The organism is Silvimonas sp. JCM 19000 (assembly GCF_054652575.1).
Genome location: NZ_BAAIHC010000002.1, coordinates 195056 through 207138, shown reverse-complemented (window position 1 = coordinate 207138; position 12083 = coordinate 195056). Strand labels below are relative to the sequence as shown.

Annotated in this window: 14 protein-coding genes; 8 read left to right on the top strand and 6 right to left on the bottom strand. The window is 63.0% G+C overall.

Going from position 1 to position 12083, the window contains the following annotated elements; genetic code table 11:
* Window positions 1–62: 62 nt before the first annotated feature.
* Both ACYQ1A_RS03330 and ACYQ1A_RS03325 read right to left on the bottom strand, forming a co-directional pair.
* Entirely contained in the window at window positions 63–266 is a 204-nt protein-coding gene (locus ACYQ1A_RS03330; RefSeq protein WP_062225560.1) for a hypothetical protein, read from the bottom strand.
* A 237-nt stretch (window positions 267–503) separates the two neighbouring features.
* Window positions 504–1430, bottom strand: coding sequence for a LysR family transcriptional regulator (locus tag ACYQ1A_RS03325; protein ID WP_499360184.1), 927 nt, complete (start codon window positions 1428–1430; stop codon window positions 504–506).
* Between the two features lie 122 nt (window positions 1431–1552).
* On the opposite strand from ACYQ1A_RS03325, the gene ACYQ1A_RS03320 reads away from it, so the two are divergent.
* Together ACYQ1A_RS03320 and ACYQ1A_RS03315 are read left to right on the top strand one after the other, a co-directional pair.
* On the top strand, window positions 1553–1981 hold the full coding sequence (locus ACYQ1A_RS03320) for a DMT family transporter (RefSeq protein ID WP_499360183.1): 429 nt from the start codon (window positions 1553–1555) through the stop codon (window positions 1979–1981).
* Window positions 1982–1994: 13 nt separating this feature from the next.
* Complete coding sequence (locus tag ACYQ1A_RS03315; RefSeq protein ID WP_499360181.1) at window positions 1995–2492, top strand: DMT family transporter; 498 nt, start codon at window positions 1995–1997, stop codon at window positions 2490–2492.
* Between the two features lie 104 nt (window positions 2493–2596).
* Here ACYQ1A_RS03315 and ACYQ1A_RS03310 read toward each other — a convergent pair whose 3' ends face one another.
* Window positions 2597–3472 carry a manganese catalase family protein gene (locus ACYQ1A_RS03310; protein ID WP_499360179.1) on the bottom strand — a complete coding sequence of 292 codons (876 nt, stop codon included), beginning with the start codon at window positions 3470–3472 and terminating at the stop codon, window positions 2597–2599.
* A 416-nt stretch (window positions 3473–3888) separates the two neighbouring features.
* Between ACYQ1A_RS03310 and ACYQ1A_RS03305 the strand changes: the two genes are divergently transcribed.
* Complete coding sequence (locus ACYQ1A_RS03305; protein WP_499360178.1) at window positions 3889–4806, top strand: pyridoxal-phosphate dependent enzyme; 918 nt, start codon at window positions 3889–3891, stop codon at window positions 4804–4806.
* A gap of 97 nt (window positions 4807–4903) precedes the next feature.
* On the opposite strand, the gene ACYQ1A_RS03300 is transcribed toward ACYQ1A_RS03305, so the two are convergent.
* Window positions 4904–5620 carry an SDR family oxidoreductase gene (locus ACYQ1A_RS03300; RefSeq protein WP_499360177.1) on the bottom strand — a complete coding sequence of 239 codons (717 nt, stop codon included), beginning with the start codon at window positions 5618–5620 and terminating at the stop codon, window positions 4904–4906.
* Window positions 5621–5740: 120 nt separating this feature from the next.
* On the opposite strand from ACYQ1A_RS03300, the gene ACYQ1A_RS03295 reads away from it, so the two are divergent.
* Complete coding sequence (locus tag ACYQ1A_RS03295; RefSeq protein WP_499360176.1) at window positions 5741–6682, top strand: LysR family transcriptional regulator; 942 nt, start codon at window positions 5741–5743, stop codon at window positions 6680–6682.
* Window positions 6683–6913: 231 nt separating this feature from the next.
* Here ACYQ1A_RS03295 and ACYQ1A_RS03290 read toward each other — a convergent pair whose 3' ends face one another.
* On the bottom strand, window positions 6914–8077 hold the full coding sequence (locus tag ACYQ1A_RS03290; RefSeq protein WP_499360174.1) for an MFS transporter: 1164 nt from the start codon (window positions 8075–8077) through the stop codon (window positions 6914–6916).
* Window positions 8078–8200: 123 nt separating this feature from the next.
* Between ACYQ1A_RS03290 and ACYQ1A_RS03285 the strand changes: the two genes are divergently transcribed.
* Window positions 8201–9082, top strand: coding sequence for a LysR family transcriptional regulator (locus ACYQ1A_RS03285; RefSeq protein WP_499360173.1), 882 nt, complete (start codon window positions 8201–8203; stop codon window positions 9080–9082).
* 24 nt (window positions 9083–9106) lie between these two features.
* Here ACYQ1A_RS03285 and ACYQ1A_RS03280 read toward each other — a convergent pair whose 3' ends face one another.
* Window positions 9107–10210, bottom strand: coding sequence for a nickel/cobalt efflux transporter (locus ACYQ1A_RS03280; protein ID WP_499360171.1), 1104 nt, complete (start codon window positions 10208–10210; stop codon window positions 9107–9109).
* A gap of 119 nt (window positions 10211–10329) precedes the next feature.
* Here ACYQ1A_RS03280 and ACYQ1A_RS03275 point away from each other — a divergent pair, with 119 nt between their 5' ends.
* The 3 genes from ACYQ1A_RS03275 (at window position 10330) to ACYQ1A_RS03265 (ending at window position 12078) form a co-directional block, all read left to right on the top strand.
* On the top strand, window positions 10330–10602 hold the full coding sequence (locus ACYQ1A_RS03275; protein ID WP_499360169.1) for a metal/formaldehyde-sensitive transcriptional repressor: 273 nt from the start codon (window positions 10330–10332) through the stop codon (window positions 10600–10602).
* Window positions 10603–10714: 112 nt separating this feature from the next.
* On the top strand, window positions 10715–11416 hold the full coding sequence (locus tag ACYQ1A_RS03270; RefSeq protein ID WP_062225336.1) for a RibD family protein: 702 nt from the start codon (window positions 10715–10717) through the stop codon (window positions 11414–11416).
* Between the two features lie 149 nt (window positions 11417–11565).
* The gene (locus ACYQ1A_RS03265) at window positions 11566–12078 is read left to right on the top strand and encodes a ferritin-like domain-containing protein (RefSeq protein WP_499360167.1); all 513 of its coding nucleotides are present in this window, start codon (window positions 11566–11568) and stop codon (window positions 12076–12078) included.
* The last annotated feature ends 5 nt before the right edge of the window (window positions 12079–12083 follow it).

Here is a 12083-nt window from a genome sequence, read left to right as displayed (position 1 = left end):
ACAAAACAAAAACCCGCAATTGCGGGTTTTTGTTTGATCCCTGCCAGCAGGCGGCGGCGTGTTCAGGGCTGATCGTTGGCGGCGGTTTCAACATCTGGCGCGCTAGCGGGGCTAAGCGTATAGGCGCTGCTGCCACCAAAACCTTTGTACAGACTGCGCGCCACATGGCGCGGCACCGGCGCGCTTTCGGCGACTTTGGCATTGCGATGGCTGGCCCAGTTGATGCGCTCGGCTTTGCGACGATCGGGGATGGAGATATTGGACATGATGCTGCTCCTGCGCGGCACCCGGTGGCATTCCCGAGCCGCGTTCGATCCACCCTACGCCGATTCCGCGCTGCGGCCGAAATGCTTTGCCAACATTAGATAGACGGTGCGCAGCGGGCGTTAACGCCAGGGCATGGCTGCCATCTGCGCACCGCCCCATCCCTGGTCAGCGGCAAACAGCGGCGTCGCGGTCGTGCCGCAGCGCCCACAGCAACATCCTCTAACACGCGGCGTGGATCAGTCGGCCGCATCCCAATAGGGTGGCGTGCCGATTGCATCCAGCAAATACGCCGACACCGCGCGCACCTTGGGCGAGCGCAGCCGGTTTTCTGGCGAGAGCAGGTTGATCTGACTCGGGCTGGCTTCTTCTGACACGTCCCAGTCCGGCAGCAGCCGTTGCAGCGCGCCCGTGCTGAAATCGTCGCGGCGAAACAGCCAGCGCGGAAACAGCACGATGCCGCGCCCGGCGCGCGCCGCTTCGACCAGCACTTCGGCGTTATTGCTCCGCAGCGGGCCGTCGGCGTCGATCACGGTCACGGCCGGGTCCGCGGCCTGGCGAAAATACCAGCGTTGGCGCCCGCTCGCGCCTTGATAGACCAGGCCGTGGTGCTGGCGCAAATCCTGCGGCAGCAGCGGCTGGCCGTGCCGTTGCAGATAATCCGGGCTGGCTGCCAGCACGTAACGTTGTTGGCACAGCGTGCGCCCGATCAGACCCGAATCCGCCGCCTGCCCCACCCGCAAAGTCATGTCGATGCCCTCGCTCACCGGATCGATATAGGCATCGGTCAGGATCAGTTCCACCATCAAAGCCGGATGGCGTTGCTGCAAGCCCTGCAGCAGCGGTGCGATATGCAAGCGGCCCAGCGCCACCGGCGCGTTGATGCGCACCAGGCCGCGTATATCAGCGCCGGAACCCGCGATTTGCTCGTCGGCGGCATCGAGCAACTCCAGTACCTCGCGGATTTGCGCGTAATAGCGCTCACCTGCTTCGGTCAGCGTCACCGCCCGGGTATTGCGATACAACAGTTGCTGACCATGCTCGCGTTCCAGCGCCGCAATAAAGCGCGACACCGAAGACGCGGGCACGCCAAAGTGCCGCGCCGTAGCCGAGAAACTGCCCGTCGTCGCCACCATGGCAAAAAAGCGATGCGCTTTCAGATGCATAAGACCTCCCGGGTCGCAGTCGATGATTGCTGCAATCGCAATACTGTTTTGTTTAAGGGCTGGATTGTAGCGATTAGCGCAAGCCTGCACGATAGCGCCTCTTTCTGGGCAGGGACGGCGTGGTGAAGCATTTCTGGGTATTGCCGCTGGTGGTGCTGGCGGGCATGGGCTTATCGGTAGAGGCCGGCTTGCTGGGGCCCTTGGGCACGGCGGCCGGGCATTTGTGGGCGACGCTAGGCATCTTTGGCATCGGCACCGTGTTATTAACGCTGGGCCTGATCTTTAGTCGGCCGCGCCTGGGGCGCTTGTTTGCGCAACCGCGCTGGCTGCTTACCGGCGGCATCCTCGGCCCGGTGTATGTGGTGGCGTTGACGCTGGCTACGCCGCATATCGGCGTGGGCCTGACCATGGTGGGCATCTTGTTCGGCCAGGTGGCTGCCAGTCTGATCATTGATCACTGGGGTCTGCTGGGGAGTGCCCGCCGCGCGGTAGATCGCTATCGCGTAGGCGCGCTGCTCGCCATTCTGGCCGCGCTCTGGCTGATTCATTAATCAAGGAAGAACCATGGTCTGGTTGATGTTGTTGCTGGTGATCGTTAGCGGTGCGGTGTTGTGCGCGCAATCCGCGATCAATGGGCGGCTGGGTGCTGAGGTCGGGGTGCTGGAAAGCGCATGGCTGACCTTTGCGCTGGGTACGCTGATCAGCTTTTTGCTGGCCTTTTTTCTGGAGCCACCCCACGCCCACACCTTGTTCAGCGTGCCGCGTTGGCAAGTGGGCGGGGCGTTTTTTGGCGTGATTTACATGCTGGTCATCGTCTTTGCCATGCCGCGCATCGGCACCGCCGCCGCCACCGTCGCGGTGATCAGCGGCCAGTTGCTGATGAGCTTGCTGATTGATCACTTTGGCTGGCTGGGCAATGCGGTGATCACGCTGGGCCCAAAGCGCGAATGCGCCCTGGTGCTGTTGGCGCTGGCCTTGTTCCTGATTTACCAAAGCAATGCCCGACGCGAGCAGGATATGGCCGTCCCGGCCGCGCCGCCGCAGCCTGCTGCGCCCGTCTGATCGCCCACCACGCGCTCCGGGGCCACCTTGCCGCCGCAAACAAAAAGCGCCTCCGATTGGAGGCGCTTTGTTTACAGCCGTCATCCGGGCAAACCCGGCAACGCTTATTCCGGTTGCGGCGTCTGGCCCAGTTCGGCCCCGGTCACCGGGTCGATATCAGGGTCTGACATAGTGCGACGTGCCAGTGCTTTAAGGTTGGCGATCTGATCTTTGGGCAATTCGACCGTCGCGCCGCCACTGCCGCCATCGACGGCCGGTTGCGGATCGAGCACCAGCTCCAGACCGTTGCCCTGGTTCCACGGCCCCAACTCGGGTTCGGCCCCTTGCGACATCTTGAAATACAGGTCCGAATACGCCGGGTCGGCCGGTGCTTTGCCCGGCGGAAAGTTAGGCTGGATTGAATACAAGGCTTTTTCGAACGACTTCTGATGCGCCACTTCGCGCGTCATCAAAAAACCGAGTGCTTCCTGGATGCCCGGATCGTCAGTCACATTGATCAGGCGCTCGTACACAATCTTGGCGCGGGCTTCAGCGGCGATGTTGGAGCGGAAATCGGCGGTGGGTTCGCCGATGGTGTCCACATACGCCGCCGTCCAGGGTACCCCGGCCGAATTGACCAGCGCCGGGCCGCCGCCAAACAGCACTTGCGTCACATGGCTGTCGTTACCGGCACCGTTAATGGCACGGTACAGATCAGCCTGGCTTTGCGTGGCTTCGGCCAGTTCGCCCTTGGCGCCTTTGTTCAGCATGGCGATGATGGAGCCGATGATTTCCAGATGGCTCAGTTCTTCGGTGGCGATATCAAGCAGCAAATCCTTGCGGCCCGGATCGTCCTCGCTCACGGCCTGGGTGAAATAGCGCATGGCAGCAGCAAGCTCACCTTGCGGGCCACCGAACTGCTCCAGTAACAGGTTGGCCAGACCCGGGTTGGGCTGTGCCACCCGGACGGTGTATTGCAGTCGTTTGTTGTGGATAAACATGGAGATCTCCTGCGGTTAGCTGAGCCGCCCTTCTATTCAGGCGGTACCCGCATGCTGGCCAAGGCCCGATGCAGCGGGTATCAGCGACCACCTACCGCCACGTCATCACCCCATACGCGTCCTACAACGCGCATGGCGCAGGCCCTGCCTGTGGCGCTGTGAGGCAGGTTTTGTATCGTGGGCGGATGACAGCAATATCGGCCCGTTAAACCGCAAAGCCGGGCAATGCACCGCCATAAAGGGTAGGAAGTCATCCGACTGCAACAGCCCGCACTGGCCAGGCGCGGCTGATCGCCACCACCCGATGCGACGCTCCGCACCGTGCGCACGCGGTCCGCGCGCCGCGCTGCGGGCAGTTGACCGGCGTCCGGGCGTGCGGCATAAGTGCTTTCCACGCCCTCTTTCTGGTCTTGCCCATGCCTTTGCATATCGCCACGCCTCTGCTTGAATCGCGACCGCTTAGCACCGCTGCCCATACTGCCGTCTGGCTCAAGATGGAAGCCCTGCAGCCCTGCGGCTCGTTTAAATTGCGCGGCGTCGGCCACGCCTGCGAGACGCATTACAGCCGGGGCGCGCGGCGCTTTATCTCGTCCTCGGGGGGCAATGCCGGGCTGGCCGTGGCTTATGCCGGACGCAAACTCGGCCTGCCGGTCACCGTTGTCGTCCCCGCAACCACCACCGCGCGCGCCATTGAACTGCTGAAGCTGGAAGGCGCTGAAGTGATCGTGCACGGCGCTTCCTGGCAAGAAGCCAACCAGCTGGCGCAAACGCTGGTCTCGCCCACCGATGCGTTTATCCATCCGTTTGACGACCCGTTGCTCTGGGCCGGTCACGCCAGCATGATCGACGAAGTGGCCCACAGCGGCCTCAAACCCGACGCGGTGGTGTTGTCGGTGGGTGGCGGCGGTTTGTTGTGCGGCGTACTCGAAGGTTTGCAGCGCAATGGCTGGCCTGACGTGCCCGTGCTGGCGGTAGAAACCCACGGCGCCGCCTCGCTGCACGCCGCCATCCAGGCAGGCAAGCCCACCGCCATCGAACGCATCGAGTCGGTTGCGACCTCGCTGGGCGCCAAGCAGGTTTGTGATCAGGCATTTGCCTGGTCGCAACAGCGTTCCTTACGCAGCGTGCTGGTCTCGGACGCCCAGGCGCTGGATGCCTGCGAACGCTTTTTGAATGATCACCGCGTACTGGTCGAACCCGCTTGCGGCGCGGCTTTGGCATGGGCGTATCAGCCGGAGGCATTGGCGGAATTTGCCAATGTGCTGGTGATCGTCTGCGGCGGCGCAACGGCCACGCTGGCGCAGATCCAGCAGTGGAAACGCGCGGCCGGTTGAGCAAAGCGGCGCCTGCGCAGCGCCGTTATTCACCGCGCAGCACGCTGCGCGCACGGCGGCCGGGGCGCCACGCAGCGCTACCGTAGCGCAGCGCGCTTTACCACGGCACGACACGATGATTGCGATCCAGATATTCCAGGCCCGGTCGCGCGCGTTTAGCCAGCAGTACATCAACGATGGCAGGCATGGTTTCTGCCACACCAAACGGCGCATCCGGGCCGCCAAGTTCGGTGCGGATCCAGCCTGGCGCCATCAGCAGCAGCGCACGCGGTTCGCCAGCGTGGCGCGCGGCATAGCTGCGCATGTACTGGTTAAGCGCCGCTTTGCTGCCGCGATAAACCTCGTGCCCGCCTTTTTCGTTATTGGTGATGCTGCCCTGCCCCGACGACATCACACCGATCAAACCGTCGGGCTTTACCTGATGCTGCAAGGCCTCCACCACGCGCATCGGGCCCAGCGTATTGGTGAGCATTACGCGGACAAATTCATCGGTGGAGATATCGGCAATGGTTTCGTCCTGCCGTGTATTGGCGGTGCCAGCGTTGACAAACAACATGTCGAACTGGCGCTCGGCCAGGCGCTCGCGCAGCGCGGCAATCTGCTCGGGTAGCGTGATATCCAGTTGCTCGATCTGCAAGGCGTTTGCGTGCTGATCAGCCAGCTCATGCAAAGGCGTTGGCCGGGTGCCGCGCACGGTGGCGGTCACATGCCAGTTGCGCTGTAAAAACTCGGTCGCCATCGCCAGGCCAAGGCCGCGCGATGCGCCGATCAATAACAAGGTGGGTTGCGCGGGCTGTTGTATGGAAGCGCTCATCGGGCGTACCTCGGTGTGATGTGGGAACGCGTTTGATTCTGAGCGCCCGACCGGACTTGCACCAGCCGCATCACATGCAATAATCGATTGCATGCCATGCACACCTGGAAAGCATCCGCCATGCAATCTGTAGACCTTAATTTATTGCCCGCGCTGGAAGCGTTGCTGACGGAAATGAGCGTCACCCGCGCCGCGCGCCGGCTGGGTTTAAGCCCATCCGCCATGAGCCGCACGCTAACGCGCTTGCGCAGCGCCACCGGCGACCCCTTGCTGGTGCAGGCCGGGCGCAATCTGGTGCTGACGCCCTACGCCGAACAACTGCGCGATCAGGTACAAGGCCTGGCGCAAGCGGCCCAGCGCGTGCTGCAGCCGGCGCGCAGCAGCTTTGATCCAGCCACATTGCAACGCACGTTTACGCTGCGCGCCAACGATGGCCTGGTTGATCTGGTGGGCGCGACCCTGCTCACCGCGCTCGCCCGCACGGCGCCCCACGTTTGCCTGCGCTTTACGCCCAAATTTGACAAGGATGCGCAGCCGCTACGCGATGGCGCCATTGATCTGGAAATCGGCACGCTGGGCACGCTCGCCCCCGAAATCAAAACGCGTTTGCTGTTTGAAGACCGCTTTGTTGGCATCTGCCGGGTCGGGCATCCGCTGTTGGCGCATGCGGCGATCACGGCAGCCCATTACGTGAGCTATCCGCACGTGGTGGTGTCGCGCAAGGCGGATTTTGCGGGGCCGGTGGATATGGCGCTGGAGCAACTTGGTCTGCGCCGCACCGTCGCGCTGGTGGTGCCCAACTTTGCCAATGCGATGCAGATTGTGGGCAATTGCGATGCGCTGGGCCTGGTGTCGTCGGCCAGCCTGGGCCACGCGCTGGCCAGCGCTGCAACGGGCGCGCCCCGGCTACAGCATTTCGAGTTGCCCGTCGCCACGCCCACCCTCAAAATCGCGGCCATCTGGCATCCGCGCTTTGACGCCGACCCGGCGCATCGCTGGCTACGCGATCTGATCACCCGCGCCGTGCAGACGGCATTGCCCACCCTCGGCGCACCGCGCTAATCCAGCCGGGCCCCGGTTCCATGCCCAAGCAACAACATCACTGCAGCGTTGCGGTGCGGACCAGGCAGAGTGCTGGGCCGGTATCGCGTTACTTGCATATGGCTTGGTGAGGTGGGTCTAGACCCACCCTATGCATGTTTCGCAGACCGGCGCGTAGGGTGCGTTACGACGCCGGACGGCCCCGGCGGATCACCCGTTTTTCTATTTACCGCGCTCCCATCCAGCCAACCCTCAAGCCGAAGCCAGCGGCGCGCGTCCCCATGTTTTGATCAGCAGCAGCGTAATCAGCGCACTGGCCGCCATCGCCGCGCCAGCCAGCGACACCGCCGGATAGCCCAGCCCCGCATCGATGACCGCACCGCCCAGTGCCGCGCCGATGGCGTTGCCGAGGTTGAAGGCGCCGATATTGGTGGCCGAAGCCAGGTTGGGTGCGGCGGCCGCGGCAGTCATAACCCGCATTTGCAGCGGCGGCACAATGGCAAAGCTGGCGATGCCCCAGAACAGAATGGTGATGGCGGCGGGCACGGTCCAGCGCATGATCACGGCAAAGCCCAGCAGGATGACGGTGAGCGCCACCAGCGTGACGATCAGCGTGCGATCAGGCGCGCGGTCGGTGGCTTTGCCGCTCCACAGATTGCCGATGGTCATGCCGACGCCAAACAGCATCAGCATGGCCGAGACAAAGCCGGTTGAGGCATGCGTTTGTTCATGCAGGATGGGCGCGATGTAAGTGAACACGGTAAACATGGCGCTCGACCCCAGCACCGTCAGCGCCAGTGCTGACAGCACGGCGCGTTGGCCGAGCACGCGGATCTCCGCCATGACGTTATCGCTATGGCCAGCGGGCACATCGGGCAAGGCGTAACGCAACGCGGCCATCGCCAGCACGCCCAGACCGGCAATGCCCCAGAAGGCCGAGCGCCAGCCCAGGGTATCGCCCACCCAGGTCGCCAGCGGCACGCCGCCGATGGTGGCAATAGTCAGGCCCATAAACATGGTGGCGACGGCGCCAGCGCGTTTTTCTGGCGCCACTACTTGCGTGGCCACCACCGAGCCGACGCCGAAAAACGCGCCGTGACACAGTGAAGTGACCACCCGCGCCACCAGCAATGCGCTGTAGCTGGTAGCCAGCGCGGCCATCAGATTGCCCACGGTAAAAATCGCCATCAGCGCAATCAGCAACAGTCGCCGTGGCACCCGCGTGGTGCTCAGCGTCATGAACGGCGCGCCCAGCAACACGCCCATGGCGTAGCCGCTGACCAGCAAACCCGCCGTGGGTATGGAGACGCCCAGGTCGCTGGCGATGCCAGGCAGCATGCCCATGGGCGCAAATTCGGTCACGCCGATGCCAAAAGCACCGATCGACAAAGCCAGCAAGGGGGACATCGAACGCATTTTTATTTCCTCGTTTGTGCGTCAACAAGAATAATGGCGAGAATAAACCGCAACTAGTGCCGTTTCCGGACTAATAGTTTTGCGTGGGAGTCACAAATGGATGTAAGCGGGCGTTCAGGAGAAATGGAAGTCTTTGTGGCCGTGGCCGAACACGGCAGCCTGTCGGCAGCGGCGCGCCAGCTTGATCTGACGCCCTCGGCCATCAGTCGCATCGTGGCGCGCATCGAAGCCAGGCTGGGCGCGCGCCTGCTGGTGCGCACCACGCGGCACATTTCATTGACGGTGGAGGGGGATGCTTATTTGCATGCCGCACGCCGCATTCTGGCCGATATTGCCGAGGTGGAAGGAGCCATCACCGACCAGGGCGTACCGCGTGGACGCATCCGCGTCAGCGCTTCGCTCACGCATGGTCGCATTGCCATCGTGCCTTTGCTGGGGGAGTTCAGCGCGCGGTTTCCCCATATCGTGGTTGATCTGAGCCTGACCGATCATGTGGTGGATATCCTCGGCGGCCAGGCGGATATTGCGGTGCGCTTTGGCGCGCTGGCCGACAGCCCGCTGACCGCGCGCAAGCTGGGCGAGACCGGCCATGTGATCGTCGCCGCGCCGGACTATTTGCGCCGCCACGGCACGCCGCAGACGCCGGAAGATTTACTCAAACACAACTGCCTCGGTTTCAATTTCCGCCGTGCTGAAGCCGGCTGGCCGTTCCGGCGCGACGGTCGGGATTTTCGGCTGAAGGTGGCGGGTAGCATCGTCGCCAACAGCGGCGAAGCATTGACGCATCTGGCCCGCCACGGCGTTGGTATCGCGCGCGAAGGCGCGTTTGCGGTACGGGAGGATCTGGCCAATGGCAGCTTGATTGCACTGCTGGAAGACTACAACCCGCAAGATCGCGAGGCCTTTCATGCAGTATTTGTCGGCGGTCCGACCATGCCGGCGCGCGTGCGCGTATTTGTGGATTTTCTGGTGGAAAAATTTGGCGCCGGGCCGGCGCTAACTTGAACCGGGCCCGGATTGCGGCTCGCTTCAGCTCAGTGCGCGCAGCGCGTGGTAGCCCACGTACAAACCCACCAGCATGATCAGCGCGCCGGACACAAACGGAGCCTTGCGTGCGAAATCGCCAAAACCGCGCCAACGTCGCGCCACATGGTGGACCGACAAGGCGGCCAGCGTGCCGCTGAGGACCATGGTCAGCGCCAGCCCGATGCTGAAACACAGCACCAGCGCGGCGCCGAGGCTGATTTTCTTTAACTGCAGACACAGCAACAACACGGTGATCGAAGCGGGACACGGCACCAGGCCCCCGGTCAAACCGAACATTACAATCTGCCCGGTGGTCACGTTGCCGCTGGCAAAGCGGCGACGGATATCGTTGGCATGGGCGCGTTCATGCGCGTCCTGATATTCCTCCCCGCCTGCCGTCGTCGCGTCCGCGTCAGGCAAACCAAAGTCGAGGTCATAGTCATGACTGTGACCGGCGTGCCCCAGCGACAGGCGTGCGCTGAAGCACGGCGGCGCTGCGATCGGGTCGGTGGATTCCAGATAGCCCATCTTCGAGGCAAAACGGAAGCGCTGCTGTGTGCCGTCGGCACGCGTGGTTTCAAGCGCAACGTCTTTTGATAACCAGTGATGGCCCATCCGCCCCACTTGATACATGCGAAACACCTGGCCTGCCGCCGTATCCGCCAGCGTCAGCCGGATGGTGCCGTGGCCGGTATCGACCAGGCGTTCGGCCTCCCCCTGCGCAAGCGCGGTCTGCGCCAGCGCCGCCGCATGGGCCTGCGCGGCTTGTTGCTCGCGCCAGGTGCGCAACAACATCCACGCCGCCACCGCGATGATCAGTACCGCAGAAACCAGTTGAAACCACGGTTCCGCCGCTGTGGCATCCCAGTTGCGGCCCAGGTACATGCCGGTCAAAGCCACGGCCCACACCACCGCCGTATGCGACAAGGTGGCTGCCAGCCCCAGCAACACCGCCTGCCCCACCGTGCCGCGAATCGCCACAATAAACGCCGCCATCATGGTTTTGGAATGCCCCGGCTCCAACCCGTGCAGGGCCCCTAACAGGATGGCGGAGGGGATAAACAGCCACGCATTGCCGTGCTGCAACAGTGTTGAGAAATCAGTCATGACGAGGGCGCTAGCCGGTTCGAAAGTGATGGCTGGGCATACTACCCCCAAGTATGTGGGGATACTACCCCCTGGTATTAGTGCATGTTACCCTGCGCCATTGCCCACGGAGCTTGACGATGAGCCACACCATCCAGGACAAACCCAAACTGATGGCGCGGGTGCGCCGCATTCAGGGCCAGGCGGCCGCGCTGGAAAAACAACTGGAAAATGGCGACGATTGCGGCGCCATCCTGCAACAGATTGCCGCCATCCGCGGCGCGGTCAACGGCCTGCTGGGCGCGGTGATCGAAGGCCATATCACGCATCATCTGGTGCTGGAAGCCGACGAAGCGCAACGACGCGATGATCTCGACGTGGTGCTCCAGGTGATCCGCTCGTATGTGAAATAACCATGCTCCGGCCCGCCGACACGCATATCGGCGCCACGCCGGATGCGCCGCGCTGCCGCGCCAGGGTCTGATAGCAAGCGTCAATACTTTGCTGATCCGACCTGGAGCAACCATGAAACCGCACGTGATTTGCCACATGATGGCCCCGCTGGATGGACGTTTGCTGGTGGATGAATGGGCGCCCGAGGGCTCGCCCCTGCAAGCGGCCATGCTGGACGAGTACCAGCGCATCCATAACGGCTTTGCCGCCGATGCGTGGCTGGCCGGCACCACCACCATGAAAGAATTTGCCACCGGCGCCGCAGCGCCCGCTGCGGTGGGCGACAGCAAACCGGAGCGACCATGGCATGTGGCCGATGCCAGCGCCCGCAGCTACGCCATCGCCATCGATCGTAAAGCCGTGCTGCACTGGGACAGCCCCACTGCCGACAATGGCCACGTGGTGGTAGTGCTGACGCAAACCGTGCCGGATAGCCATCTGGCTGAGCTGATTGCAGCGGGCGTGTCTTATCTGGTGCAGCCGTCCGATGACATTGATCTGGCCGAAATGCTGCAGCAGCTCAATCAGAAACTCGGCATCAAGACGCTGTTGCTGGAAGGCGGCGCCACCATCAACGGTGCCTTCCTCAAAGCCGGGCTGGTGGATGAAGTAAGTTTGCTGCTCTGCCCCGCCATCGACGGTAAATCGGGCAGCCCGGCCATTTTTGAAGCGGGCGATCAGGGCCTGGGCCAGCAACTGCAGCTGGAGCTGGTGGCGGCGCGGGCAGGCGCGCATCACACCTGCCATCTGCAGTACCGCGTTAAAGCGGCCTGAGGCGTACACGCGGCATCGTTGCCGGACTACACCGCGCGATGGTGGCGGCTGACTATTTTGCTTTGTGCTTTTGCCCATCATGGTGGCCTTGAAGCGCGTGGCGCAGTTTGCGTCACGCGGCCTCATCGACATTACCTGGAGCAAGCACCATGACTACTGATCGTAAAGACAATCTGCTCGACTGGCTGCGCGACGCCCATGCCATGGAGCAACAAGCGGAACAAATGCTCAAGGCGCAATCGTCGCGGCTGGAGCATTACCCTGATCTGAAAGCGCGCATCGACCTGCATTTGCAAGAGACGCTGGGCCAGCAAAAACTGCTGGAAGCATGTATCAACCGCCTTGGCGGTTCGCATTCGGTGATGAAGGACCTCGGCGGCAAATTGATGGCGTTTGGCCAGGCCATCGGTGGCATGACCATGAGCGATGAAGTCATCAAGGGTTCGATTAGCGGTTATGTGTTCGAGAACCTCGAAATCGCCACCTACACCGTGCTGATCGAAGCGGCGCGGGCCGTGGGCGACGTGGAAACCCAGCGCGCTTGCGAACAGATCCTGCCGCAAGAACAAGCCATGGCCCAATGGCTGCTCGAGCACCTGCCGGACACCACGTATCAGTTCCTGGTGCGCGCGGAAACCCCGGGCATTACGGCGCGCCGTTAAGCCCT

Excerpts from the sequence above, each read along its gene's own strand:
- ACYQ1A_RS03265 (WP_499360167.1), top strand. The coding sequence starts at position 11,566 with ATGACTACTGATCGTAAAGACAATCTGCTCGACTGGCTGCGCGACGCC.
- ACYQ1A_RS03330 (WP_062225560.1), bottom strand. The coding sequence starts at position 266 with ATGTCCAATATCTCCATCCCCGATCGTCGCAAAGCCGAGCGCATCAAC.
- ACYQ1A_RS03325 (WP_499360184.1), bottom strand. The coding sequence starts at position 1,430 with ATGCATCTGAAAGCGCATCGCTTTTTTGCCATGGTGGCGACGACGGGC.
- ACYQ1A_RS03280 (WP_499360171.1), bottom strand. The coding sequence starts at position 10,210 with ATGACTGATTTCTCAACACTGTTGCAGCACGGCAATGCGTGGCTGTTT.
- ACYQ1A_RS03295 (WP_499360176.1), top strand. The coding sequence starts at position 5,741 with ATGCAATCTGTAGACCTTAATTTATTGCCCGCGCTGGAAGCGTTGCTG.
- ACYQ1A_RS03290 (WP_499360174.1), bottom strand. The coding sequence starts at position 8,077 with ATGCGTTCGATGTCCCCCTTGCTGGCTTTGTCGATCGGTGCTTTTGGC.
- ACYQ1A_RS03315 (WP_499360181.1), top strand. The coding sequence starts at position 1,995 with ATGGTCTGGTTGATGTTGTTGCTGGTGATCGTTAGCGGTGCGGTGTTG.
- ACYQ1A_RS03270 (WP_062225336.1), top strand. The coding sequence starts at position 10,715 with ATGAAACCGCACGTGATTTGCCACATGATGGCCCCGCTGGATGGACGT.
- ACYQ1A_RS03310 (WP_499360179.1), bottom strand. The coding sequence starts at position 3,472 with ATGTTTATCCACAACAAACGACTGCAATACACCGTCCGGGTGGCACAG.
- ACYQ1A_RS03285 (WP_499360173.1), top strand. The coding sequence starts at position 8,201 with ATGGAAGTCTTTGTGGCCGTGGCCGAACACGGCAGCCTGTCGGCAGCG.
- ACYQ1A_RS03300 (WP_499360177.1), bottom strand. The coding sequence starts at position 5,620 with ATGAGCGCTTCCATACAACAGCCCGCGCAACCCACCTTGTTATTGATC.
- ACYQ1A_RS03275 (WP_499360169.1), top strand. The coding sequence starts at position 10,330 with ATGAGCCACACCATCCAGGACAAACCCAAACTGATGGCGCGGGTGCGC.
- ACYQ1A_RS03305 (WP_499360178.1), top strand. The coding sequence starts at position 3,889 with ATGCCTTTGCATATCGCCACGCCTCTGCTTGAATCGCGACCGCTTAGC.